This is a genomic window from Bacillus cereus group sp. Bc061, assembly GCF_027715825.1.
GTDB lineage: Bacteria > Bacillota > Bacilli > Bacillales > Bacillaceae_G > Bacillus_A > Bacillus_A paranthracis.
This window is the reverse complement of the sequence record NZ_JAQFTZ010000010.1, coordinates 26171-50907: the sequence shown is the minus strand read 5'-3', so window position 1 is coordinate 50907 and position 24737 is coordinate 26171. Positions and strand designations below refer to the sequence as shown.

The following is a 24737-nucleotide window of genomic DNA, read 5'->3' as shown; positions in this document are numbered from 1 at the left end:
TTACATAAAATTTCCGAGAAAAAGAGAGTATACTTTCTTATTGTGTAATAAAGATAAAGCCCGCCTACGGAAATAGGCGAGCTTTTTTAACATATAAAGAAAAGCAACTTTTAAGGTGCCTTCCTTCGAGTTGAAACATTTTACTAGGTTAAGTTTTGTGATGATTATTTCTTTTCATTTAAATGAACTAGAGTAGTACATCACTTTATTTTTAAGCATCCTTCTCAACAAATATGAATATTTTCATTATCCTTTTCACTACAAAGGGTAGTAATTTAGAAGCTAAAAATGCAAGCACGAAAGCAATTGCCCATGTTTTTATCCATGATTTGAGAAATAAAGCTGTATACCCAACATTCATTGAAACCATGACGAAAGAGATAATACTAGATATACCTAAAATCATAAAGAGATTAAAAATTATCGGTTCAAATTTTTTATTGATTTTCAAAATTAACACCTATTTTCTATATATACTTTGCTGTCCGATTTCACCAACATCTAATCTTACAGTTTGAAATCTATGTTGTCCAGCTTGTTGTACTTTTCTGCAATAGCAATTATTGAGATGTTAACTAGTTTGTCTGGGATGGGAACTCATGATATTGCTATCAAGCTAAGGTTGTATAAATGAACACTTTATCTTTTTTATAGCATCGAATTCATTTTGGGGGGCGAATGTAATATTACATCATTAAAGTAATAGTTGCACTTGAATCTCTGCATATCGCATGTCTTTTCCAATAGTTTTTTAGCAGAAGCAAGCAGCTCCAATGATGATTAATAAAATAAACAATACAACTAATAAAGCAAATCCTCCCGCGAAGCCATAACTATCACCAAAGCCGAGAACAGTTCCTCCTTTAAATAGGAGGGGGAAAACAAAGGATCAATTATGTGTTTTAACGGATTCCATTTACTTTATGTATTTATGAATGGAGCAGGTTCTTTTCAAAATAGATTTATTCTTTGAAGGAGTTCAAGGACAAAATAGGAGAATCTATATTATTTATTAATAGGGAATAAGTGGGAAATAAAATTTCCAAAAACACAGATAGAAATCCGCTTTTATACCTTTCATTAAAATAATACTAGCATTATATATTGTAAGGAATACTTATCCTTAATTGTAAATGAAAGGGGGGATTAGTATGAGTTATGGCTATGATCATCCTCCTGAAAAACATCATAAACACCACAATGAAACTTTGTCAACGGGTGTATTACGTAGACATTCCGCTACGTTGTTTCTTACTGTGGAAGCTATGAATGTTGATCCAGATGATACTCATACAGTAACTGTTGAAATGTTTGATTGGTCATCGGGTTCTCCGGTATTGTTACCATTAGTAGACCCTTCAACACAAACATTGGCACCTAATCGACGTGTTACTTTTCGTTCAGCAGCTCTTTCTTCAGGTGTTTTTGCTTATGAAGTAAGAATCATTCGTTCGAAAGATAGAGATGTTGTTACGAATGTTTTTGGTCTTAGTGCAATCGTATTTAACCCACAAGAAGGAAATAATGTTTTACAACATGATTTAGCAAAATTAGATCTTAAATAGCTTTTATAAAAGTTTATTTATTGGACAAGATTAAAAAAGAGTAGGATTACATCCTACTCTTTTTTAACATCAATTATATTAAAATTTTAAAAGAAATCCTTCATCATTTTCACATCTTTAATATTCACTGTTACACCTTCAACCTTATCCTTCTTCTCATCTTTAGCAATCGTAATTTTCTCATTATTATCAACCCACACAAGAAATTCTTCTTTTGTGTCATCTTTATATGTAACGGTAATAGTAGAATGTGCCGATTCTCGCTTTTTTTGATCTAAAGTGATTGTTTTAGGCGTGCCTTTTTGAACTGCGGAAACGATAGATTGTATCATTTCTTCGTTGTCTGTTTGAGATTTAGAAGTAGTATTATTGGTTGTCTGAAGTATTTCGATATCTGTAATGTTTGCGGAGTTTAATTGAAAGGCATTTTGTTTCTGTTCTTGCTTAGCTTGTGAAGCTTTATCTGTAGCTGAGGTGCTTGTGCAGCCTATTAAAGTGAAAGATAGAGCGGTTAGAGCGCATATATAAGTGGTTTTTTTCATTATATCCCCTCCTTGGCTTAATCATAACAATTTTCTGTTAATTTAGGTAGTTATTGTAAGAGGATTTATTTTACTAGTTTTAGGATAGAGAAAATTCAACAGGAGGTTAACCGTAAATAATAACCATCAGGGTCTACAATACGAAAATCCTTCATTCCCCAAGATTGCATTTTAAGGTTAGATTCCACTGGATAATTTTTTTCTAATACATGTTGGTATATTTGTTCAATATTATCAAAAACCATGATAACTTCAACACCTTTACCTTTTGGCTTAAGTCCACCTGTTTTTAAATAATGATTTTCATTGAGAATATAATCAGGGGTTAATAATAAAGAAAAATCCCCTAGTTTAATCATTGCACTAGTTGCATTCTTTTTTGAGAATACAAGGGTAAGGATTTCCTCATAAAAACGAATAGATCTTTGCAAATCTTCTACAAATAACTCTAGACGAAAGTGCATATGTACTCTCCTTTTCATTTTTTTTTCAAATTTTATGTTTAACATTTCGAAAATAGGTGTACTACATATAATATAACAAATAATTCATTTTAAAGGAGGAAGTTAAAGATGGAAACGAAGTATAGGAAACCTTTTGTATATGAATTTATTACGGAGAAAGAGGTCATGAATGCGGCGAATGATCTAGTAAAGAAAGGAATAGACCAAAAAGATATTTACGTATTAACACACGAGAAAGAAAGGACAGATAGAATCGCAGACAATGCAGACGTGAATACAATTGGTATACAAGAGGAGGGACTTGGGACAAGTATTATTAACGTCTTTCAAAAAACGGGAGATCAGTTAAGAAATAAGATGCAGGAGTTAGGGCTTAATGAGGAAGAAGCGAACTTCTACGAAGAAAAGCTGGATGAAGGGAAAATCTTGTTATTCGTTAAAGATTTAGAGAGAGTCGGTGAATGGTTACAAGAAAGAAGATGCGTGTATTCTATTTAAATTTGTATCCTGTAAATCTATAAATCTATTACGAAAAGGAGATGGGAAATATGAGTGAGAGCGGACTAAAAGAACAAATTACTGGTAAAGTGGAAAAGACAAAGGGACAAGTAAAAGAAGGAATTGGTGAAGTTACAGAAGATAGAAAGTTGAAAAATGAAGGGAAGTGGGACAAGACGAAGGGAACGATAAAAGAAAAAGTCGGAAAAGTGAAACAGAAGATAAGTGATGGGTTGGATAATAAAGAATAATACATGTTTATCAAGCTTTGGTTACATACCAAAGCTTGATAAATACAATATAAAACGAATATAGGAGGGTTAATTGTGGGACTTATTATTACGTGTATTGTAGGTGGACTTATTGGTGCGTTAGCTGGAATGATTACGGGAAAAGACTTTCCTTTAGGTATAGTTGGTAATGTGATTGCCGGATTAATCGGATCTTGGGTAGGTAGTGCGTTATTTGGTCATTGGGGTCCTGAATGGGGAGGCATCTTTATTCTTCCAGCGTTATTAGGTGCAATTGTCTTTATTTTAATCGTTACATTCTTCTCTAGAATGCTACGGAAAGCGTAAGTATGATAATGAATAGTAATCTTAAGTTTATTATATGTAGTTATAAAGTAAATAGAATGATAAATATACATAAAAAAGCATCCAATTCAAATAAATTGGATGCTTTTTTATGTAATCTGCATAGGAATGAGCGGGGATGAAGGCCCCCGCTCATTGAAATTACACTTTCTATTTATGTATTAAGCCATCGTTATTTTTTTACAAGCGTTTATTCTTACGACCTGCCTTGGTTCTATATGAGATAAGTCCTCGTTATTACCTATATCAACTACAATTGTATTCGTTAGTATATTAATAATGGAACCAACTAATTTTGTAGCATGATCGTGTCGATAAGAAAATTGAACGAAATCTCCCTTTTTAAAGTTGTGCTCTTCCATAGATAGATCCCCCTAAAAATAATGTTTATACATTATACATACACAAATTTATAAGGTTTAAACATTTGGTAGTATTTTTTACGTGTTAAGCCGAGAAAGGTGTGGAAAATTTATTTATAATAAAAATAAAAAAATATGTTTAAAACTAATTTTTATGGGTAATTAACATAGTAGTAGTTTGAGATAAGGGGGCGGAAATGATGAATTTGGGAATAAATATTTTGCAAAATGATGTAGGTTATACGGTACAGCTTAATGGTGAAATTGATGCGTATACGGCATCAGATTTGAAAAATAAGATGATGCCTATTGCAAGCGAAAAAGAGGTTCATATGGTAGTAGATTTTACTGAGGTAGAGTATATGGATAGTACAGGATTAGGCGTGTTTATAGCGCTATTAAAAGCAGTTAAGAAAAATGATGGAAAACTAGAGTTTATTGGTGTATCTAAAAGGTTAAAAAGATTATTTGATATTACAGGGTTAACAGAAATATTAAATTTGAATTCCGATTTTGAAAAAGTAGAAAGAAGGTGACTAGGGATGATGGAGAGATTTGAAAAGATAGAAATGAAAATTCCTGCAAAGGCAGAATATGTGGCTATTATTCGTTTAACGATGGCTGGTGTTGCGAATCGAATGGGCTTTGCTTATGACGATATAGAAGATATGAAAATTGCTATTAGTGAAGCATGTACAAACATTGTACAACATGCATACAAAGAAGACGTTGGAGAAATTGCAATTGTCTTTGGGCTATATGAAGATCGATTAGAAATTATGGTTGCGGATAATGGGGTTAGCTTTGATTTTAATAACTTAAAAAGGAAAGTTGGCCCGTATGATATTAGTAAACCAGTAGAACATTTGCCGGAAAATGGTTTAGGTTTATATTTAATTAATACGTTAATGGATGATATACAAATCATGCATGATGAGGGCATGACAGTTTTAATGACAAAATATATACAAAGAGAGCAGGTGGAGAATGATGGAAATCCAATCTCAACCTACGAATCTTACTAAAGAAGACGTTATGAAACTAATTGCAGAATTTCAACAAAACCAATGTGATGAAGCACAGGAAAGGTTAGTTGATCATTATAAAAATCTCGTATATTCCATTGCATATCGCTATTCAAAAGGCGGGCCGATGCATGAGGATATTATACAAGTAGGCATGCTAGGGCTCTTAGGAGCAATCAGAAGGTATGATTATTCGATAGGGAATGCTTTTGAGCCTTTTGCAATACCTACGATAGTAGGGGAAATAAAGAAGTATTTACGCGATAAAACTTGGGGCATTCACGTTCCAAGGCGAATTAAAGATTTAGGCGGAAAAATTAAACTTGCGATAGAGGAGCTAACAGATCATTTGCAACGTTCACCGAAAATTATAGAGATTGCGGATCATTTAGGACTATCCGAAGAGGAAGTACTAGAAATTATGGATGCGAAAAATAATTATCGAGTATCTTCCTTAGATGATGTAGTTGAAAATGCATCTGATGGAAGTTCGGTAGCGAGAATTGAATCTGTAGGTGAAGTAGAGCAAGGATATGAAGAGACAGAAAGGCGTCTCGTTTTAAAAGATATTTTTAACGTATTAAATGAAACGGAAAAGAGTGTTATTCATTATATATTTGAAGAAAATTTAAATCAAAAGGATACAGGGGAACGGTTAGGTATTTCACAAATGCACGTTTCTCGTATTAAAAGACAAGCGATAAGTAAATTGAAGCAAGCCGCATTTTTAGATACATAAAAAATTTAAAATAATGATGTTTAAAACATGAGAAAAGGGGTACGTATTAAGTATAGGAGGAGATATAAAAATGTCACACGATGTGAAAAAACTAATCGAAGGATTGAATGAAGATTTAGCAGGAGAATACTCAGCAATTATTATGTATAACCATAATGCAGCTACAGTTTCTGGTATATATAGACAAGTGTTAAAACCTTTCTTTGAATCTGAAATTAGTGATGAACAAGGACATGCCCTATATTTAGCGGAGAAAATTAAGACGTTAGGTGGTACACCTACTACGATTCCTTTACGAGTGAAACAAGTAGAAGACGTTAGAGAAATGTTAGAAGAAGCTAGAAAGTCAGAATATGAAACAATTAAGCGTTATGAAAAGAGAAAAGAACAAGCAGCGAAATTAAATATGACAGAGTTAGTTGTAAAGTTAGAAGATATGATCGCAGATGAAACAAATCATATGGAAGAATTGGATCGTCTTTTAAATGATAAAGCAATGGTGTTAAATTAAAAGTGGAAACTTATAGAGTGAAAGAACAAACTCTCATTTCTGGGGGTTTGTTCTTTTGCTATATAAAAAATATGTTTGAGTAGGAAATTTTTATTTTATAACTGAGTATGTAATACTAGAAAAATAGAAAATAATAATCGATTTACATTTTATATAAGAAAAGGGGAAATCACTTGTGTCCATTTTAATTGTAGATGATAATCCGGTTAACATCTTTGTAATTAAGAAGATTTTAAAACAAGCCGGATATCAGGATCTTGTATCGCTTAATTCTGCACAAGAGCTTTTCGAATACATCCATTTTGGAAAAGATTCTTCCAGGCATAACGAAATAGATTTAATACTATTAGATATTATGATGCCTGAAATTGATGGACTTGAAGTTTGTAGGCGATTACAAAAAGAGGAGAAGTTTAAAGATATTCCTATTATTTTTGTTACAGCTTTAGAAGATGCAAATAAATTAGCTGAAGCTCTTGATATGGGGGCAATGGATTATATTACGAAACCTATAAATAAAGTTGAATTGTTAGCGCGTATGCGTGTGGCATTACGCTTGAAATCAGAATTAAATTGGCATAAAGAACAGGAAGAAAACCTTCGGAATGAACTAGATTTAGCTACGCAAGTACAAAGAAACTTATTAAGTAGTCCATTAAGGGAAGAGCATATAAAAATTGAAGCAAGTTACTTACCTTCATTTAAACTAGCTGGAGATATGTATTACTGGTATAAAATCGATGAAAACCGCTACGGTATTATATTATTAGATGTGATGGGACATGGTGTATCCGCTTCCTTAGTTTGCATGTTCATTTCGTCTGTATTACGTGAAACGATTAAATGTTTAATCGATCCAGAACTTGTCATGAAAGACTTAAATAAATATATGACTCTTTTACATAATGAGAATGACAATATTCCCTATTATTTTACAGCGATATACTTAGTAGTGGATACAGAAAAGAGAACGATTGAATATGTAAATGCAGGACATCCTTCTGGATACGTTTTAGTTGATGAAACAAATGTAGTGGAACTAAATCGCGGGAGTTGTGCGGTAGGATTTTTTGATGAAATAAAAGTTGAAAAGACAGTTATACCTTTTGAGAAGAACGCTCAAATCGTATTGTTTACAGATGGTGTACTTGAAGCAATAGCAAATGATGAATTTGAGGCTGAAGAGAAATTACGTACTTTTACAGAAAGAAAATGGGGAGAGTTAGAAGAAGAGATAGAAGGGTTTTACAAGGAAGAACAGAAGGAAGCACAATCAGATGATATGTGTCTTATCATGATACAAGCGAATGCGAAATAAAAAGCGTATGAAATCCAAATAGAGGATTTCATACGCTTTTATTGTATTTTTTGATAGATTTGTTCGTGTGGATTAAATTGCGTATAATGCGGCATGATATCCGAGAAACGAAGAGTTTCTTTATTTCCTAAACATAGGAATCCATTGTGACTTAAACTTTCATAAAATAGTTGCTGTACTTGGTTTTGAAGTTTACTTGTAAAGTAAATTAAAACGTTACGGCAAAGGATAATATGAAATTCGTTAAAAGATTGATCGGTTACTAAATTATGTTGTGCAAAAATAATGTTTTGTAACAGTGAAGGATTAAAATAAGCAAAACGACTATCCGTTGAATAATAGTTAGAAAATGCTTGTGTACCGCCAGCTTGTAAATAATTTTTCGTATAAGTTTGCATTTTATTTAATGGAAGAATACCTTGTTTTGCTTTTTCTAACACGTCTGTATTCATATCTGTTGCGTAAATAACAGCTTTTTCACTTAATCCTTCTTCGTGAAGTAAGATGGACATGGATAATACTTCTTCACCAGTGGCACATCCAGCATGCCAAATTCTAATTTCAGGATGCTTTCTTAATTCAGGAATGACATGCTCTCTCAGCGCCTTAAAAAAGATAGGGTTACGGAACATCTCAGTTACATTAATCGAGAAATCATTTAATAACTGTTCTAAAACCCCTTCCTCGTGAATTACTTTTTCTATTAATTTTGAAATGGTAGGGATATTAGAAATCTGCATTCGATTACAAATCCGCCTATAAATAGATGTGCGAGCGTATTGGCGAAAATCAAATCCTGATAGTTTAAATACCGCTTCCAATAGTAAGTCAATTTCTAAGTTCGTACGCTTATCCATATCTACTGATGGATCAAAATTATAATACTTATTTTCCACTGAAACGAAACCTCACTTATTTTATTAACCATACACTCATTACCGAATAGAGTTGATGTAAATTTAATGGTTTACTTATATAATCTGAAGCGCCAGCAGATAAACATTTTTCCTTATCATTTGGCATTGCTTTAGCAGTTAATGCGATAATAGGTATTTCATGTAACCCTAAGTTCATTCGGATATGTTCCATCGTTTCATAACCGTCCATATTTGGCATCATAATATCCATTAAAATAAGGTCGATATTTGTATTGTTTTTTAGTATTTCTAAACACTCTAGGCCGTTTTGTGCAGTAATGATATTGGCATGGTGTTTTTTTAATGCATTTTGTAATGCAAATATATTTCGATGATCATCATCGACAATTAAAATGGTTTTCTCTTGGAAGACATTATTTGTTTCTGGAAGAACGATGGTTTCCTCAACAACTTCAGCAGGAATAACTTCATCTACTGTTGCTGCGACTTCTAAATTGGATACTTGTATATCAGTTAATCCGTTTGGAAGGTTAGGAATATATACAGTGAAAGTACTACCTTCTCCTACATTACTTTCTAACGTAATCCAACCACCTAATAGTCTAGCAAACTCTTTACAAATAGATAAACCTAATCCTGTACCACCATACTTTCGAATTGTTGCACCATCTGCCTGTTGAAAGGCTTCGAAAATAAGTTGATGCTGTTCTTTAGCGATACCAATACCAGTATCTTTTACTGAAATTGATATCCAGTCTTTACTTATAGACTGCATATCATGACTCAAGTTGCTTGTTTCTATTGAATCGAAATGTAAAGAGACAGATCCTTTTTCCGTAAATTTAAATGCATTGGATAATAAATTTTTAATAATTTGTTCAATCCGTTTTGCATCTGTATAAAACAGATTAGGAATGGTGTCACTGTCTTCAACAGTAAATTCTACATTTTTTTGTGCAGCGATATGTAAGAAGTTTTGCTGCATACTTGCTGCCATATCACTTATGTTCGTTGCTTCAAAAATAACATCTAGTTTTCCGGCTTCTACTTTAGATAAATCTAGTATGTCATTAATTAAAGTAAGTAAATCCTTCCCTGATGAATGAATGACGGTTGCCAATTCAATTTCATCATCGGATAAATGATTATCATGATTTTCTTTTAACATTTCAGATAATAGTAAAATACTATTTAACGGTGTGCGTAATTCATGTGACATATTTGCTAGGAATTCTGATTTGTATTTTGAGCTACGTAACAACTCGCTTGCTTTTTCTTCTAATTCTAATTTAGTCACTTGTAAGTCAGCTGTCTTTTGCTCGGCCTCTTCCGTTCTAGACTCTAACTGTTCGTTCGTTGTTCTTAATTCCTCGGCTTGCATTTGTAGTTCTTCCGCTTGCGTTTGCAATTCTTCTGATTGAACTTGTAACTCTTCTGTCATTGCTTGTGATTCATGTAAAAGAGTTTGAATTCGCATACGTCCCATAATGCTGTGGATTGTTAAACCTAGATTATCAACAGTTTGGTGAATTAAATCTTGATGTAAATCTGAAATGTCAGTTACACTTACTAACTCCATTACTGCAATCACTTCATCCTCAAATAAGACAGGGATGACTAGTAAATTTTTAGGGCGTATTTCTAATAATCCAGTAGTAACGTAACGAAACTCTTCAGGTATGTCCCTAAGAATAAAACTTTTCTTTTCTAAAGCAGACTGTCCAATGAAGCCTTCACCCATTTTAATAGATTGTTTTCCAATATCAACACCTTGATCGGCGAAAGAAGCTTTTTTCACAAAGTAGACAGTTTCTTCAACTTCTTCACGTACATAAAATGCACCGCAAGAAGTTTGCGTTTTTTGTATAATGCCACTCAAAATTTTGTTACCTAACATCTCAATAGAAGATACACCTTGATACATTAAAATTAATTCTGCAATCTCCGTTTGTAACCACTCTCTTTTCGATATTTCGTCTAGCAGATGGTTCGTTGTATGAGCAAGATCTTTTATTTCATCATGTGTATTTACATGAATTCTTTCCGTAATTTTTTCTTTAGAAGAAATGGATTTAATAGCTTGAATTACATTTTTAATCGTTTTTGTAATGGAATTCGAAATATAAAGTGAAACGATAATAGAAACACAAGATAGTAAGAACAATAAACTGTATAACCAAAGCTCTAATTTATTATTTTTAGTATCTAATTGTGCAGCTCTTTTTTTCGTTAATTGCTCCTCAGTGCTACGGAAGTCAGTTAGTTGTGATTGTAATGATTGGATTTCGGTAGTGTCGATTTCTTGTATTTTATTACTATTATGATTTGCAATTAACGGGTGAATCTCTTTATTCATCCAATTAGTAATGTTTCCGTTAATCTCTTTTAATTTTTCTTGCTGAGATGGATTATCTTCTAATAAAGAAAAAAGATTATGGTAATGTTTTTCATAATCTCTTTCGGCAGAGTTAAGAGATTGCAAATAGTTCGCGTTATTAGAAGTAATAAAGCCTTTCGCTTTATTTTCTATTGTTAGCAAGTCTTTCTCCACTTGATTCGTTAAATTGAGAACTTTAAAATCGTGATCAATAATAAAATTACGAGATTTTTGTAAATTGGAAATCTGATTGTTTAGCATAATAAAAGAAATAAGTAAAAACAAAATGATAACTAAATAACCAGCCATAATTTTGTAGCGAATACTAAATTTTGCTTTCGATTTCATTAAAAATTCCTACCTTCAAGGTTATTAAAAGTTTTCTATTTTAAAGAATGAAAAACGTAATATATATTATATCAGTTTTCATAGGGCTAAACTAGAAATCCCCCTATTGTATTAGGGGGTCTCGTTTTGAATAGAGGAAATCATTTTGAAGTATAAAACTATGTATGAAAAATAACAATCGAGGGAATAGGGGGTAATAAAACCTTTAAGAAGGAAAGAGTGTTCTTAAAGCTCTTTTTGCATCTATTCCTTCAAATATAAATAATACAAGCTCTCTCTTTTTTACAGTAAGGAAAAATGATACTAATGTGCTTAAGTTTTTAATAGAAGTAAGTGTTCCTCGTTTACTTATAAATACATTCGTTTGAAATGTTGTCATTAAAGCATAAAAATGATGAATCTGCGTTATTGTAGGTGTTTCATTATAAAGAATAGTAGTAGAGTGAATGGCGTTCATCGTAATTTTCCTTTCCATATAATAAGCATAACAATATAAACGTACCCGTTTTAAAAAATGTTAAACATATAAATAAGAAAAAATATAATTATAGTTTTTTACGTTTAGAAAGGGGGAAGAAGGGTATACATATACCATAAAGAGATTGACCGAAGATGGATTGTAAAGTTTTAGTCTATAAAAATATACTTTTACTTTAAATAAAAAGGAGACTGTTACATATGGATAAAATGATAACGGATATTACATTTGATTTCATTTACTTGTTAAGTAGTTCTCTTGTAGTCCTTTTATTATTAGCATTTTTCGTAAATGGTTATGTGAATAAAAAAATAAGTGTATATAAAAACGAAGAGTAATAAAGATACGTTATATAAAATTTTAGGAGGTTAATAGTTATGAATATGGATAGAAAAATAGTAGGTGTTTTTCCAACAATTGATGATGCGGCACTCGTTATTAATGAATTAAAGGAAAAAGGATACCCGGCAGATAACATTTCAGCTATTGCGAAAGATCAAAAGGAAATTGAACATCTGGAAGAAAAATCAGGTGAGAAAGTGAATCATGAAACTGCACATAAAGGAGATATCTTTTCAGCGACAGGACTTGTAGCAGGAGGAGTAGCAGGTGGACTCGGAGGTTTATTAACAGGCCTTGGTGTACTTGCTGTATCTGGACTGGGCCCGATTGTAGCAGCGGGACCGATCGCAGCAGCAATTGGGGGAGCCGGTATTGGCGGAGGAGCTGGAAGTTTAATAGGAGCATTTATCGGCTTAGGAATCCCTGAAGACCATGCTAAAAAGTATGAAGAATATATTTACGATGGGAATATATTAATTTTAGTAGATGCAAAATTAGATGATAAGTTAGAAATCTATAAAATATTTGATAAGTATAATGCTTATAACTCTGATTTCTTTAAATAAAATGTAAACAAAGTAAATATCGTTTTTGATCTTACAACTTTGGCGCGACCGAGGAGTCGTATGACTATAAGAGAGGAAGGGCTTATGGTAAAAGATCAAGTTTAAGAGAGAAGGGGTGTCTTGTCGTGATTGTAAAAATATTAAAGGATAGTAATAATAGTTTCCTTTGTACAGTGCAAAATAAAAACGGGGATCAGTATGTGAAGAAATGGTTTCGTAAACATGAAAACAATGAAGAATTAGGACGACCAACTTTTAAAGAAGTAGAACGCGACTGGAAAGAAAATAGGGAATCGTTTATGTATCCTAATGTTAAAGCACTTTATTAAACAAAATAGTCGCTGTATTCTTACAAAACTGTCACATTCCTGTAAGGTAATTCAATAGATTCGTTGCTTGTTCCATGTCATAATAAAGACATAAGAAAGCTTATTCAAACTACAACTTATTAGGAGAGTGTCAGTCATGATTGTAACAACAACGTCTGGAATTCAAGGTAAAGAAATTATTGAGTATATCGATATTGTAAATGGTGAAGCTATTATGGGTGCAAACATTGTCCGCGATTTATTCGCTTCTGTTCGTGATGTTGTCGGTGGTCGTGCTGGTTCTTACGAAAGTAAGCTAAAAGAAGCTCGTGATATCGCAATGGATGAAATGAAAGAACTTGCAAAACAAAAAGGTGCGAACGCTATCGTTGGCGTTGACGTAGATTACGAGGTTGTTCGTGATGGAATGTTAATGGTTGCTGTAAGTGGTACAGCTGTACGTATATAAGTAAATAAAAAAACAGGCTCACCCCTTGAAGATTATGCTTTGAGGGGGTTTTTTTGTTCATAACTAAAGGTAAGAGGGAGAAGAGCTGATATACTAGCCTGCTTATTTCAAATGTAGTATATTATTCTCGAAGATAAAAGTAATAATATGGAAAAATGTTAACTTTATGACAAATAATAAAATTATTATTTGAGGTAAGAAGAGAAATAATAGTATGAATAGCTTTAGAGAGTGTATAGTTGATAGAAATAAACGATTGAGCATGTAAAGAGTTATATTACATAAAATTTATTATGGATGGAGGCGATTATATTATGTTTTGGTTAGGATGTTTTTTAGGATACATTGTAGGCTCAGTTATTACATGCGCTCTACTTTACTATGGGTATAGATCTAATGAAAACAAAAAAGCGAATATACAAAAGAGGGAGGAGAGGAAAATCAATCAAAAAGGTGTATAGGATGTGGAAGATAAGGTGATAGTTTTGATGCAAAAATAAAGGACAGTACATATTTTATATGACTATTATGTACTGTCCGGCTTATTCTTTTTGGATTAGGAAAAATTGTTGCCTGTCTTACTATAAATTTCATAGGCGAAATAACCAAATAAATAGCCTATTCCAGATCCTAAACTAACTGAAAGCAGGGAGAAGTCCGGGAAAAACATACCGAAAATCAAACCGATTATACAGCCAACAAGCATTCCTATAGGTATGAGACTATCTAATAAGTTTTGAGCTTCTTTTGATTTTTTCTTACCTAATTTTCCGTTCTTATATTTATGTTCCAATCTTTTTATTACAAATACTACAATTCCCCCGACTAGTATAACAGGCCAAATTGCCGAAATTAACCACATGTGAAAATCTCCTTTCACCTTTTAATAGAATTATACCAGATACTTACAAATGTTCGCTCTTAAAGGTATTATCTAGTCTATTTAAAAGGCCAATCCAAAAGCCCACTTCAATTGTAGTTAATAACTAGTCAAAAATAATTTCCCTTTCGTTTTCTCAGCAGACTGCACAACATCAACCGCCGTTTTCACATCCGCTAAGTCATATGTAGAATGTACTTTCATAAAACGTAATTGCTTATTTTCTACTAAGTGAATTAAATGACGAAACGTCTCTTGCCATTTATATGGCGTTACTTCTTTATTCCAATGTCGTAAATGAAATATGTTCGCGTGCACTTTTGCTTTCGTGACAATCTCTGCCCAGTTAACTTGTACACCTGATAGAAGACCGATCGTTAAAAAGTGCCCGTTTGGACGTAAGGAGAAAGCCAATTCATTTCCATCTGATCCCCCGATAGAATCAATTGCAGCATCCGCGCCGAGCCCGTTCGTTAATTCCATAACGGTTTCATAAAGCGGGGTAGTGGAAGTATCGATTACATATGCAGCACCAAGGCGTAGTAACTCCTCTGTATGCTTATTATTTCTTGTCACGGCAATGAGTCGGAAGTTTAAAATGTTTGATAACTGCGCAAAAAGATGACCAATGGCGGATCCGCAAGCATTCACTAATAAAACGTCATTACGTTGTAAGTTTAACGTTTCTGTACAAGTAACCCACGCTGTAAGAGGATTAATATACATTTGTGCCGCTGTAAAATCATCGATAGAATCCGGAATAGGAACTACAAAATCAGCTGACGTCTTCACATACTCTTGCCAAGTACCTTCTCCACGTAACGGTAAAACACGTTTACCGATAAGCTCTCTCGTAACGCCCGCGCCAACATCTTCTACAATACCAACACCCTCATAACCAGGTATGTTAGGTAAAGGAATTCTATGAGCATACGCTCCCGTTATTGGAATTAAGTCAGATGGATTAATCGGTCTAACTAGCATACGAACTAAAACTTCATTCTCTTTTAATGGTTCTATATTTTTATATTCAACTTGTAGTACATCTTTTGGATTGCCGAACTTGTGAAATTGAATGTGTTTTCCGTGCAAGATAAATGATCCCCCTTAGTTTGATTGGGTTTATTATAGCATTTTTGGTATGAGGGAATTTTATTGAAGGTGAATAAATTGATATTAATATATATATGTGGTTAAAAGAAAAATCTCCTTGAAGTCTATACTTTGAGGAGATTTTTTGTACAGCAAAATTTATGTTCCAGATTCATGATTTAACTTAGAAAATCATATGTTTAAGTAGAGCTTTTTTCTGTCAAAAATGTATGTAACAATTTTAATTTGGACAAGGAGGAAAAGCATGGACAGATGTCGAAAGTTAGGGCAGTCTTTAAATTTAAATGAAAAAGAAGATGAATTGGGGGTAATAGATATGAGTCAAGTAGTGACTGATATGCAACCGTTAGAAACAAAAGAAACAGAGAAATTAGTAACTCGTCGCCCAAAAGATGCTCAAGATTTACGCAAAATGATCGGAACTCGTACAGCAGGTAGTAAAAATTTAGTAGATATTTATAAAGAAGAAAGATAAGGGAGAAATATAAATGGTAACTAATTTCGTTCAAGGTGAGGGTGCTGTTTTAAGTATTCAACAAGCATCGATTTATGTAGATGCTTGTTTTATTTTGGCATTTTTAGATGAAGATGATACTCGTTCTGATAAGGTAGCTAATTTAATTAACGCATGGACGGAGAAAGAAATAGAAATGGGGATTAGCTCACATACTTTTACAGAAGTAGTAGGTATTCTTATGAAAAATAAAATTGAGCGAGCATTGAAAATCTATATAGAGAATATGGAAAATATAAAATCTAAAGGAATAGGGTGTTTGAGTGAAGATGATAGAAGAGATATTGTTTCTATAGAAGCGGCATGTAATTTATATGAAATCTATCAATATATTATTAAAGTAAGGGCAGAATCTGAAGATGAAAGTAAAGAGGTTTATGCTAAAGAATTACTAAAGGTAGGAAAAAGGCATGCTAAAAGAAGAAGTGGATTAACAGCGTATTATACAAACGTTGTTCAAACCTTCGAGGAATTTCTGTATAGTATGGAAAATCACTTCAAAATTAAGGTTGAATATATTTCTTCTGATAAGAAGGCTATAGATGCTGCAGCTCAGTATATGAAGCTTTATCAATTAGAGGCCTACGATGCAATGCATTTAGCAATAGCTAGAAATAAATGTGATTACTTTATAACTTTAGATCAGGATTTTATACAAAATTTTTTGAAAAAAGATAAGAATTTGCAAACAAAAGTTATAGTCTTTGCATGAAAAAGGAAGCAACCGTAGTTGCTTCCTACATCTATTAAGCCGAAGCTCTCTTCATTCTCTCAAGTAAACTAGATAACACATGCGTACGATACGATTCTAGTTTTTTACCTTCATAAGTACGGATACCTAATTTTTTAAGTTCTTTTACATACCAACCTTTGCTTCCGAAATACATGTGATCGCTCCCCTTCAACTTTGTTTTATTTGTTCTGATTGCATATGGAGGTACAGGTAATATAATGAAGGAAATGAATTTCGCGCGAAAATGGTTAACTTTGTTGCAAAAGACATATATACTAAAGATAGTATACAACGAGGTGGACAAGACGTGATTATAGAGAAGCACGAAATTCAAATTGACCAAATTACGAGCGGTAAAGTGAATATCTTTACTTTCTATCGAAATAGAAAGCAAATTGATGATCAGTTTTTACGATTGCAAGAACCATCGCTTACAGCAAACTACTTCTTCCATTTTCATTTTGATGCAGAGAGCTTGCATCTACTGCAGAAAGAGTTTCAGGGCGTATATCCGTACGACGGTAGTGAAACGATTCACGACTGGACGGAAAAGATGAAAGCAGAATTGCAACATCAGATCCAAACAGGAAAATGGAATAAGCGCGTACGTATCGGTAATCGCATTCTAGATGTGGTGTTTACGTGGTGTGATGAAGATATAGTAGAGTGAAAAAGAAGCGGATGACGCTTCTTTTTTTTAGCGCTGGAATAAAACGAGCTTACCTGCAGTAGATGTGCAGCGATGTGTTTTTTCATACAATCCTTTTTCTCGTAAAATAGATTCACCTTTTGCTTTCGCTTCTTTTTCAGTTGCCGCCTCGAATGATTCGTCTAATGCTTTTGAACCATCTTTTTCAAAGACTGTTAGAACGTATACTCCCATGAAAATTCCCTCCAATAATAAAAATCAGAATCTTATAACTATTTTGGCATAAATCACTAGAATATGCAAAGAAATATATGACATTGCGTGGTAAAATAGAGAGAAAGTTTTATGAGCATTAGATTTACTATTCGTAGTAAAGTACGGAAAAAGAAAGGATCGTTATTTGTGAAACAAGTGAAGTTTATACATGCGGCTGATTTGCATTTAGATAGTCCGTTTAAAGGAATGGAGATGAATGTACCGCAGTCTGTTTGGGAGAGAATGAAGCAAAGTACGTTTGAATCGTTCGAGCGTATTGTTGATAAAGCGATTCAAGAGCGCGTGGATTTCGTATTACTAGCCGGGGATTTGTATGATGCGGAGACGAGAAGTTTGAGGGCGCAAGTGTTTGTGCGCGAGCAAATGAAGAGACTGTCGCAGTACGATATCCCTGTTTTTATTATTCACGGTAACCACGATCATTTAGGGGGAAGCTGGGCAGCAATTGAGTTTCCGGAAAATGTTCATGTGTTTACCGAGCCTTATGTAGAAGAGAAATCATTTTATAAAAATGGTGAGCTATTAGCTTCTATTTACGGGTTTAGTTATTTGCAGCAAGCGGTAACGGATAATATGACAGCGCAGTATACGAAAATGAGTGATGCGCCTTTTCATATTGGCATGCTTCACGGAAGTGTGGAAGGTGATGCAGAGCATAATCGCTATGCACCGTTTCAAATTCGTGAGCTGAAAGAAAAGCAGTTTGATTATTGGGCTCTTGGCCATATACATAAACGTGAAATTTTATCAGAAGAGCCGTATATGATTTATCCGGGGAATATACAAGGGCGTCATCGTAAGGAGACAGGAGAAAAGGGTGTGTACCTGATTGAACTGACGAAACAAGGAACGCAATGTTCATTTTTCCATACGGCAGATGTTGTGTGGGATGAGATAGAAGTGAATATTGATGGACTTGAAACTGTTGATGATCTTATGACAGCAGTGTCAACAGCGATGAATGAATGTCGAAGAGAAGAGGAAGGGACGCTTTTAACTGCCGTATTTACAGGGCAGGGACCACTTTCTCCTTATTTGCGTGATGAAAAACGTGTTGAAGAAATTTTTCATATTTTAGCAGCTGGCGAAGAGCGAAAAGATTTCGTGTACGCGATGAAGTGGAAAAATGAGACGGTCTCTTTTGCGGAAATCGAACGTTTGAAAGAAGAAAATCATTTCGTCGGTAGTGTGCTGAAGGAGTTAGAAGCTTTCACTAATATGGACGGCGTGTTGCGCACTATTTGGACATCTCCTATAGCGCGTAATAGTATTGAATCTTTTACAGAAGAAGAGAAGAAAGAGATTCAAAAGGAAGCGGAAAATATTATTTTAGAACAATTATTCCAGCAAGAGAGGGATAAAAAATGAGAATGGAAAAACTCCATATTTATGGGTACGGAAAATTAGAAAATGTGGAAATGGATCTGTCAATGCTGACGGTGTTATACGGTGAAAATGAAGCAGGGAAATCAACAATTCGCTCGTTTATGAAAAGTATTTTATTCGGTTTTCCGACGAGAGGACAGCGCCGTTATGAACCGAAAGAAGGCGGGAAATATGGCGGAGCAATCACTGTGCAAACAGAGAAGTACGGCCGTTTGAAAATTGAACGATTGCCAAAGACGGCTGTTGGTGAGGTAACTGTTTATTTTGAAGACGGGAAAACGGGCGGCGAAGAAATTTCACACGATATATTAACCGGGATGAATGAAAGTTTATTTGAATCGGTCTTTTCTTTTGATATGCACGGTCTTCAAAACATTCATCAGCTAGGCGAAGCGGATATCGGCAATTATTTATTTTCGGCAAGTGCAGTCGGAAGCGATGCGCTATTACAGCTAGATAAAAAGCTAGAAAAAGAAATGGATCAGCGCTTTAAGCCGAGTGGTCGTAAGCCAGAAATTAACGTGTCATTGCAAGAGATGAAGAAACTTGAAGAGAAGATGAAAGAGTGGCAAGGAAAAATTGGCACGTATGAAAAGCAAGTGGAGCAGTTAAAAGAAAGTGAAGAGAAGCTTGCTTCTGTTCGCGCAGAAAAAGAGAGTGCAGAAAAACGAAAGCAAGATTATGAAATATTAGCAGCACTTGAACCTCTCGTTATTGAAAAGCGTGCGTATGAGAAAGTGTTAGAAAACGAGAGCAGGCAATTCCCTGTAAACGGAATGGCGCGCTATGAAGCGATTAAGGCGAAAATGGAGCCGCTCCAATTACAAGTTGATTCGCTCCATAAAAAAATAGAGACAGTGCAATTGGAAATGGAATCGATTCAAATAGATGAAGAATTTTTACAAAAAGAAAGTTATGTAGAAGAACTTCGTATGCAGCATATGTCTTACGAAAATGCACGCCAAGAAATGCGTGATGTGACAGGGACGATTACGAATATAAAAGAAGAGCTTGCGGAACTCGAGCAGCAAATCGGTGCTACTTTTGAAGAAGAAACAGTTCTTTCGTTTGATATGAGTTTGGCAACGAAAGAGTTAATTACGCAAACTGTGCAAAAGGCGCGTGAATTAGAAACGCAAAAAGCGCAGCTTGATGATCGCTTTAAAGTAGCGCAGGAGCAATTAGAAGAACAAGAAGAAAACATAAGACAAATTCAGAAACAAATGTTAGCGGATGAAGAGCGAAATACGTTAGTTGAGAAAGAAAAGTCATTCCAAGATGCGGCGTTTATCGGTATGGGTGCAGAGAGAATGAAGCGCAAGTATGAGGAAAAAGCAGGAGCGGCTATGAAAAAGAAAAAGCAGTGGCAAAGAGTTTGTCTTCTGTTACTTCTTATTAACACAGGCATTTTATTCACAAGTTTATTTATAGACAATCGCCTACTCTTATTTATTAGTGTCATTGTTTTTGTAGGGATTGTTCTTGCTCTTGTTTTATATAAAGATCCGTCAAGTGGGTTACAAGAAGAGCTCCTTACTCTTCAGCAAAGTGCTGGCGGGAGACAAAGTGAAGAAGCGATGTCTGTTCGTTATGAGTTAGAAAAAGACGAAGAAATTCGTAAGTTATTTGAGCGTGAGTCATATAAATTGCAGCAAATGGAGCGAGCGTATGATAAAGTCGTTTCATCGTATGAGGAATGGGAGAGAGAAACGTTCCGCACGAGCGAACAAGTCAATGTGTATAAAAAGCGCTATACGTTCCCTGAATTTTATACGTATGCACACATATTGCCGGCATTTGAGCGTATGGAAAAAATGCAACAATTATATCGTGAATTAGAGAAGCAAGGTGCGCGAAAATCTTCATTATATGAAATGATTTCGCAATTTGAACATAAACTAGAAACTGTTATCGGTAGCGCGGAGTATAGTAAGCTGCACGAGGCGCAAAGTCGTATGCAAAATGAGAAAGAAAAACGCCAAACTTGTAAGCAGTTAAAAGAAAAACTGACGGAATGGCAAGAAGAATATGAGTTTATGCAAGAACAATTAAAGCAATTACTAGTAGAACGAGACAGTTTATGGCATATTGCAGAAGCTACAAATGAAGAGATGTTTTTAGCAGCAGGTAAACTAGCGGAAAAACGTGAAGATGCGGAGAAGCAAGTAGGACGTTTATTACCGCAAATTGATCTGTTAGAACAACGTTTAACGAGTTTATCATTAGCTGAACATTATGAGGCTGATGGTTATGATGAAAAATTAAAGCAAGAAATGACAACCGCGCAAAACTGTCTTACGAAAGAGAAAGAACTGACAGAGCGCATTGCGAAACATCGTATGGAAATTGCGAATTTAGAAGAAGGTAGTACGTACGGTGATTTAATGCATGAATGGGAAATGAAAAAAGCGCAAGTGCGTGAACAAGTGAAGAAATGGGCTGCTTATGCCGCGGCAAAGACAGTGTTAACGAAAACGAAGCAATATTATCATGAAGTACATCTTCCTCGTATTTTACAAAAGTCAGAAGAGTATTTCGTCTATTTAACAGGCGGACGATATAGTAAAATCTTTTCACCGTCAGAGGCGGGGCCGTTTATTGTAGAGCGTAACGATGGTATGCGTTTTTATAGTCATGAATTAAGCCAAGCGACAGCTGAGCAGTTGTATTTATCGCTGAGATTTGCATTAGCGAAAACATTTGAGCATGATTATCCATTTATTATTGATGATAGTTTCGTGCACTTTGATGCGGTAAGGACGAATCGTACGATTGAACTTATAAAGGAAATTGCAAAGGATAGACAAGTCATATTCTTTACATGTCATGCGCATTTACTCGCGTATTTTACAGAAAAACAGATTATAAAATTAACGCATATGCGTAAAGAAAACGAGTTGTAGTGTGCTATACTAAAAGTAACTGATTTGGTGGAGGAATTCGAATGAAAAAGAAAATTGCAGAGTATGAAGTTGGTGAACAAGTCGATGTTTTCTTGTTAATTAAAACAGCGACAAAAGGTATCGCAAGCAATGGAAAGCCATTTTTAACAGTAATCTTACAAGATCCAAGTGGAGATATTGAAGCGAAATTGTGGGACGTATCACCAGAAGTTGAGAAACAATATGTAGCGGAAACAATTGTGAAAGTAGCTGGTGACATTCTAAACTACAAAGGCCGTATTCAATTACGTGTGAAACAAATCCGAGTTGCGAATGAAAATGAAGTAACAGACATCTCGGACTTCGTAGAAAAAGCGCCAGTGAAAAAAGAAGATATGGTTGGAAAAATTACGCAATACATATTTGAAATGAGAAATCCAAACATTCAACGTTTAACAAGACATTTATTAAATAAGCATCAAAACGAATTTTTAGACTATCCAGCAGCGACGAAGAACCATCATGAGTTCGTATCTGGATTAGCTTATCACGTCGTATCGATGCTTGATTTAGCGAAAGCTATCTCAAATCTATACCCATCGTTAGATAAAGATTTACTATATGCAGGCGTTATTTTACATGACCTTGGTAAAGTAATCGAGTTGTCTGGTCCAATTTCCACAACATATACGTTAGAAGGAAATTTACTAGGTCACATTTCGATTATGGTGAACGAAATTGGTAAAGCAGCAGACGAGCTGCAAATCGATGCAGAAGAAGTATTAATTCTTCAACACATCGTGCTTTCTCACCACGGAAAAGCAGAATGGGGTAGTCCAAAACCACCATTAGTAAAAGAAGCAGAAATTCTGCATTACATCGATAACTTAGATGCAAAAATGAACATGATGGACCGCGCATTAGGACGCACAAAACCAGGCGAATACACAGAGCGTGTCTTTGCTCTTGATAATCGTTCGTTCTATAAGCCGACGTTTCATAATTAAAATCGCTTTTTTAAATATGGAATGCCAATATAGTTATAAAAAATGGTGTGAAATTAAGTTTTCACACCATTTTTTATTGCCCGATAAGAGAAGAAACTATAGGAAATTAATGTTGAATTAGCCGGTGTAAAGCCAATGGTTGAGAATCTGTTTACAATAAAGTAAAAATCTTTAACAAAAAATTGCATACGATGTGATGCAAAGAAGGTAAGAGCGAGTGCCCATTGATTGGAAATCTTTTGTAGGTTACTCTAAATGTATAGGTGTATTAGGAAGATTCTTTAAAGGGGGAGTGATCACTTTATGTTAGACAAATGGCTGAATAAAGTAAAAGAACCTAAATGTATACACAAATATAAATTTATTAAAACTCTGGATAGTGAAAACTTTAAAACAGGTCAGATGGGCACAGCTAATTTTTATAAGTGCGAAAAGTGTGGTAAAGAAAAGGTTGATTATAAATATAACAGTGATATAAATAGTGATTTTTGGAATATATAAAACGAAACTATAATCAGTGTGGGACATCCGGCACTGATTATAGGCTATTGTGTTTTTGAAATTGAAATGAAGTGATTTTATTATCGTAAATATGTAAATAACCACTTTAAAAAAATATAGCAATTAACGATTCTTTATCCTAAAATGTTATTTAACAAAAAAATATCTCAAATTCGAGATTTTCCTCTTGCTTTTTAATCACTTGAGGTGTAAAGTGATAGTAACGAAAGCGATTGAGTCATATGAAAAACATACACTCAGTTGCTTTCGATAAAAAACAAAGTAAGTTATGCAGTAAAAACTAAGATGAATTTACGAAAACATAATGAAGAATAAATTGAAACGTTAAAAACCATATTAGTTTTGGGAAATGTTATTTTTTTAGTTATCACTTGACTAGTAAAACGAAACGGAGGAATAAACAATGTATGAGATTAAAGGGCATCATCACATTTCGATGGTTACGAAAAATGCAAATAAAAATAATCATTTTTATAAAAATGTACTTGGTTTACGTCGCGTGAAAATGACAGTGAACCAAGATGATCCATCAATGTATCACTTATTTTATGGAGATAAAACAGGAAGTCCAGGTACGGAATTAACGTTTTTTGAAATTCCTTTAGTAGGAAAAACATATCGCGGTACGAATGCCATTACTCGAATTGGGTTACTCGTTCCTTCAGAGGATAGCTTGCATTACTGGAAAGAACGATTTGAGACATTTGATGTGAAACATAGTGAAATAACAACATATGCAAATCGTCCTGCTTTGCAATTTGAGGATGCTGAAGGTCTTCGCTTAGTATTACTCGTTTCAAACGGAGAAAAAGTAGAGCACTGGGAAACTTGGGAGAAATCAGAAGTTCCTGCAGAGCATCAAATTCAAGGAATGGGTTCTGTGGAAATGACAGTTCGTAGACTTGATAAAATGGCGAGTACACTTACAGAGATGTTTAGTTATACAGAGGTTAGCCGCAGCGAAGAGGAAGCGATTTTTCAGTCCATTAAAGGCGAGGCTTTTGGAGAAATCGTTGTGAAATATTTAGATGGTCCTACTGAAAAACCGGGCCGCGGTAGCATTCACCATTTAGCAATTCGTGTGAAAAATGATGCAGAGCTTGCTTATTGGGAAGAACAGGTGATACAAAGAGGCTTCCAGTCTTCAGGAATCATCGACCGTTTCTATTTTAAAAGCTTATATTTCCGCGAATCAAACGGAATCCTATTTGAAATTGCGACAGATGGACCAGGATTTACAGTTGATGGAGATGTGGAACATTTAGGAGAAAAACTTGATTTACCACCGTTCCTAGAAGATCAGCGTGCAGAGATTGAAGCGAATTTAGCACCTATTGAAGAGAAGTAATAGAAGAGAAAACATAAATTTTAAAACCATTGGAGGAATAT

32 protein-coding genes and 1 pseudogene are annotated in these 24737 nt (G+C 34.3%); 21 read left to right on the top strand and 12 right to left on the bottom strand.

The genetic code is table 11. The annotated features are described in order from the left end of the window. Nucleotides 1-211: 211 nt before the first annotated feature. A complete protein-coding gene (locus tag PDQ40_RS23155; RefSeq protein ID WP_000700215.1) occupies nucleotides 212-451 on the bottom strand; it encodes a DUF2798 domain-containing protein in 240 nt (79 codons plus the stop codon). Nucleotides 452-751: 300 nt separating this feature from the next. Continuing rightward, nucleotides 752-826: pseudogene (locus PDQ40_RS23150) on the bottom strand (YjcZ family sporulation protein); the annotation flags it as partial. A 325-nt stretch (nucleotides 827-1151) separates the two neighbouring features. On the opposite strand from PDQ40_RS23150, the gene PDQ40_RS23145 reads away from it, so the two are divergent. Continuing rightward, on the top strand, nucleotides 1152-1565 hold the full coding sequence (locus tag PDQ40_RS23145) for a hypothetical protein (RefSeq protein ID WP_000120200.1): 414 nt from the start codon (nucleotides 1152-1154) through the stop codon (nucleotides 1563-1565). A gap of 86 nt (nucleotides 1566-1651) precedes the next feature. Here the strand turns inward: PDQ40_RS23145 and PDQ40_RS23140 are convergent, their stop codons facing one another. Together PDQ40_RS23140 and PDQ40_RS23135 are read right to left on the bottom strand one after the other, a co-directional pair. Continuing rightward, nucleotides 1652-2107, bottom strand: a complete 456-nt coding sequence (locus PDQ40_RS23140) for a hypothetical protein (protein WP_000754259.1) — start codon at nucleotides 2105-2107, stop codon at nucleotides 1652-1654. A 95-nt stretch (nucleotides 2108-2202) separates the two neighbouring features. Continuing rightward, complete coding sequence (locus tag PDQ40_RS23135; RefSeq protein WP_048557798.1) at nucleotides 2203-2571, bottom strand: VOC family protein; 369 nt, start codon at nucleotides 2569-2571, stop codon at nucleotides 2203-2205. Between the two features lie 108 nt (nucleotides 2572-2679). On the opposite strand from PDQ40_RS23135, the gene PDQ40_RS23130 reads away from it, so the two are divergent. The 3 genes from PDQ40_RS23130 to PDQ40_RS23120 all read left to right on the top strand — a co-directional run bounded on the left by PDQ40_RS23130 (nucleotide 2680) and on the right by PDQ40_RS23120 (nucleotide 3647). Continuing rightward, a complete protein-coding gene (locus PDQ40_RS23130; protein ID WP_073536576.1) occupies nucleotides 2680-3069 on the top strand; it encodes a general stress protein in 390 nt (129 codons plus the stop codon). 50 nt (nucleotides 3070-3119) lie between these two features. Continuing rightward, complete coding sequence (locus PDQ40_RS23125; protein ID WP_000004269.1) at nucleotides 3120-3320, top strand: CsbD family protein; 201 nt, start codon at nucleotides 3120-3122, stop codon at nucleotides 3318-3320. A 75-nt stretch (nucleotides 3321-3395) separates the two neighbouring features. Further along, on the top strand, nucleotides 3396-3647 hold the full coding sequence (locus PDQ40_RS23120; protein ID WP_000522902.1) for a GlsB/YeaQ/YmgE family stress response membrane protein: 252 nt from the start codon (nucleotides 3396-3398) through the stop codon (nucleotides 3645-3647). Nucleotides 3648-3826: 179 nt separating this feature from the next. Here PDQ40_RS23120 and PDQ40_RS23115 read toward each other — a convergent pair whose 3' ends face one another. Then, nucleotides 3827-4027, bottom strand: coding sequence for a hypothetical protein (locus tag PDQ40_RS23115; RefSeq protein WP_061535758.1), 201 nt, complete (start codon nucleotides 4025-4027; stop codon nucleotides 3827-3829). A 197-nt stretch (nucleotides 4028-4224) separates the two neighbouring features. Between PDQ40_RS23115 and rsbV the strand changes: the two genes are divergently transcribed. From rsbV to PDQ40_RS23090, 5 genes are all read left to right on the top strand, one after another. Further along, entirely contained in the window at nucleotides 4225-4563 is a 339-nt protein-coding gene (rsbV, locus tag PDQ40_RS23110) for an anti sigma b factor antagonist RsbV (RefSeq protein ID WP_001996861.1), read from the top strand. A gap of 6 nt (nucleotides 4564-4569) precedes the next feature. Continuing rightward, entirely contained in the window at nucleotides 4570-5052 is a 483-nt protein-coding gene (gene rsbW, locus PDQ40_RS23105) for an anti-sigma B factor RsbW (protein WP_000970573.1), read from the top strand. Next, complete coding sequence (gene sigB / locus PDQ40_RS23100) at nucleotides 5015-5791, top strand: RNA polymerase sigma factor SigB (protein WP_002163732.1); 777 nt, start codon at nucleotides 5015-5017, stop codon at nucleotides 5789-5791. The genes rsbW and sigB overlap by 38 nt, the downstream gene beginning before the upstream one ends. A gap of 70 nt (nucleotides 5792-5861) precedes the next feature. After that, a complete protein-coding gene (locus PDQ40_RS23095) occupies nucleotides 5862-6302 on the top strand; it encodes a ferritin-like domain-containing protein (protein ID WP_270691647.1) in 441 nt (146 codons plus the stop codon). Nucleotides 6303-6477: 175 nt separating this feature from the next. Beyond that, nucleotides 6478-7620, top strand: a complete 1143-nt coding sequence (locus PDQ40_RS23090; RefSeq protein WP_000025556.1) for a fused response regulator/phosphatase — start codon at nucleotides 6478-6480, stop codon at nucleotides 7618-7620. 38 nt (nucleotides 7621-7658) lie between these two features. Here the strand turns inward: PDQ40_RS23090 and PDQ40_RS23085 are convergent, their stop codons facing one another. The 3 genes from PDQ40_RS23085 to PDQ40_RS23075 all read right to left on the bottom strand — a co-directional run bounded on the left by PDQ40_RS23085 (nucleotide 7659) and on the right by PDQ40_RS23075 (nucleotide 11680). Next, nucleotides 7659-8516, bottom strand: a complete 858-nt coding sequence (locus PDQ40_RS23085) for a CheR family methyltransferase (RefSeq protein ID WP_000429027.1) — start codon at nucleotides 8514-8516, stop codon at nucleotides 7659-7661. Between the two features lie 16 nt (nucleotides 8517-8532). Continuing rightward, a complete protein-coding gene (locus PDQ40_RS23080; protein WP_000836722.1) occupies nucleotides 8533-11223 on the bottom strand; it encodes an ATP-binding protein in 2691 nt (896 codons plus the stop codon). A gap of 205 nt (nucleotides 11224-11428) precedes the next feature. Then, nucleotides 11429-11680 (bottom strand): hypothetical protein, encoded by a 252-nt coding sequence (locus tag PDQ40_RS23075; RefSeq protein ID WP_000991342.1) that lies wholly within the window; start codon nucleotides 11678-11680, stop codon nucleotides 11429-11431. Nucleotides 11681-11901: 221 nt separating this feature from the next. Here PDQ40_RS23075 and PDQ40_RS23070 point away from each other — a divergent pair, with 221 nt between their 5' ends. The 4 genes from PDQ40_RS23070 to PDQ40_RS23055 all read left to right on the top strand — a co-directional run bounded on the left by PDQ40_RS23070 (nucleotide 11902) and on the right by PDQ40_RS23055 (nucleotide 13386). Next, complete coding sequence (locus PDQ40_RS23070) at nucleotides 11902-12039, top strand: hypothetical protein (RefSeq protein WP_000359816.1); 138 nt, start codon at nucleotides 11902-11904, stop codon at nucleotides 12037-12039. A 39-nt stretch (nucleotides 12040-12078) separates the two neighbouring features. Beyond that, nucleotides 12079-12609 carry a general stress protein gene (locus PDQ40_RS23065; RefSeq protein ID WP_001055598.1) on the top strand — a complete coding sequence of 177 codons (531 nt, stop codon included), beginning with the start codon at nucleotides 12079-12081 and terminating at the stop codon, nucleotides 12607-12609. 125 nt (nucleotides 12610-12734) lie between these two features. Beyond that, nucleotides 12735-12938, top strand: coding sequence for a DUF4028 family protein (locus PDQ40_RS23060; protein ID WP_001996867.1), 204 nt, complete (start codon nucleotides 12735-12737; stop codon nucleotides 12936-12938). A gap of 136 nt (nucleotides 12939-13074) precedes the next feature. Continuing rightward, entirely contained in the window at nucleotides 13075-13386 is a 312-nt protein-coding gene (locus PDQ40_RS23055; protein WP_000637511.1) for a YbjQ family protein, read from the top strand. A gap of 556 nt (nucleotides 13387-13942) precedes the next feature. Here PDQ40_RS23055 and PDQ40_RS23050 read toward each other — a convergent pair. Beyond that, a complete protein-coding gene (locus PDQ40_RS23050; RefSeq protein ID WP_000266262.1) occupies nucleotides 13943-14248 on the bottom strand; it encodes a hypothetical protein in 306 nt (101 codons plus the stop codon). 117 nt (nucleotides 14249-14365) lie between these two features. After that, nucleotides 14366-15358, bottom strand: a complete 993-nt coding sequence (locus tag PDQ40_RS23045) for a zinc-dependent alcohol dehydrogenase family protein (RefSeq protein ID WP_000546060.1) — start codon at nucleotides 15356-15358, stop codon at nucleotides 14366-14368. A gap of 265 nt (nucleotides 15359-15623) precedes the next feature. Between PDQ40_RS23045 and PDQ40_RS23040 the strand changes: the two genes are divergently transcribed. Then, nucleotides 15624-15854 carry a hypothetical protein gene (locus PDQ40_RS23040; protein ID WP_000373322.1) on the top strand — a complete coding sequence of 77 codons (231 nt, stop codon included), beginning with the start codon at nucleotides 15624-15626 and terminating at the stop codon, nucleotides 15852-15854. A 13-nt stretch (nucleotides 15855-15867) separates the two neighbouring features. Then, nucleotides 15868-16605, top strand: coding sequence for a type II toxin-antitoxin system VapC family toxin (locus PDQ40_RS23035; RefSeq protein WP_000258391.1), 738 nt, complete (start codon nucleotides 15868-15870; stop codon nucleotides 16603-16605). 34 nt (nucleotides 16606-16639) lie between these two features. Here the strand turns inward: PDQ40_RS23035 and PDQ40_RS23030 are convergent, their stop codons facing one another. After that, nucleotides 16640-16780, bottom strand: coding sequence for a YflJ family protein (locus PDQ40_RS23030; protein WP_000273537.1), 141 nt, complete (start codon nucleotides 16778-16780; stop codon nucleotides 16640-16642). Nucleotides 16781-16933: 153 nt separating this feature from the next. Between PDQ40_RS23030 and PDQ40_RS23025 the strand changes: the two genes are divergently transcribed. Next, the gene (locus tag PDQ40_RS23025; protein ID WP_000582794.1) at nucleotides 16934-17296 is read left to right on the top strand and encodes a hypothetical protein; all 363 of its coding nucleotides are present in this window, start codon (nucleotides 16934-16936) and stop codon (nucleotides 17294-17296) included. A gap of 27 nt (nucleotides 17297-17323) precedes the next feature. Here PDQ40_RS23025 and PDQ40_RS23020 read toward each other — a convergent pair whose 3' ends face one another. Continuing rightward, nucleotides 17324-17509, bottom strand: a complete 186-nt coding sequence (locus tag PDQ40_RS23020; RefSeq protein ID WP_000539554.1) for a YhzD family protein — start codon at nucleotides 17507-17509, stop codon at nucleotides 17324-17326. Nucleotides 17510-17677: 168 nt separating this feature from the next. On the opposite strand from PDQ40_RS23020, the gene PDQ40_RS23015 reads away from it, so the two are divergent. The 5 genes from PDQ40_RS23015 to PDQ40_RS22995 all read left to right on the top strand — a co-directional run bounded on the left by PDQ40_RS23015 (nucleotide 17678) and on the right by PDQ40_RS22995 (nucleotide 24696). After that, entirely contained in the window at nucleotides 17678-18919 is a 1242-nt protein-coding gene (locus PDQ40_RS23015) for a metallophosphoesterase family protein (RefSeq protein WP_270691686.1), read from the top strand. After that, the gene (locus PDQ40_RS23010) at nucleotides 18916-21840 is read left to right on the top strand and encodes an ATP-binding protein (RefSeq protein ID WP_270691646.1); all 2925 of its coding nucleotides are present in this window, start codon (nucleotides 18916-18918) and stop codon (nucleotides 21838-21840) included. Before PDQ40_RS23015 ends, PDQ40_RS23010 begins: the two co-directional genes overlap by 4 nt. Before the next feature lie 41 nt (nucleotides 21841-21881). Then, on the top strand, nucleotides 21882-22826 hold the full coding sequence (yhaM, locus tag PDQ40_RS23005; RefSeq protein ID WP_270691645.1) for a 3'-5' exoribonuclease YhaM: 945 nt from the start codon (nucleotides 21882-21884) through the stop codon (nucleotides 22824-22826). 303 nt (nucleotides 22827-23129) lie between these two features. Beyond that, on the top strand, nucleotides 23130-23327 hold the full coding sequence (locus tag PDQ40_RS23000; protein WP_000884893.1) for a hypothetical protein: 198 nt from the start codon (nucleotides 23130-23132) through the stop codon (nucleotides 23325-23327). 424 nt (nucleotides 23328-23751) lie between these two features. After that, the gene (locus tag PDQ40_RS22995; RefSeq protein ID WP_000272997.1) at nucleotides 23752-24696 is read left to right on the top strand and encodes a ring-cleaving dioxygenase; all 945 of its coding nucleotides are present in this window, start codon (nucleotides 23752-23754) and stop codon (nucleotides 24694-24696) included. Nucleotides 24697-24737 lie beyond the last annotated feature (41 nt).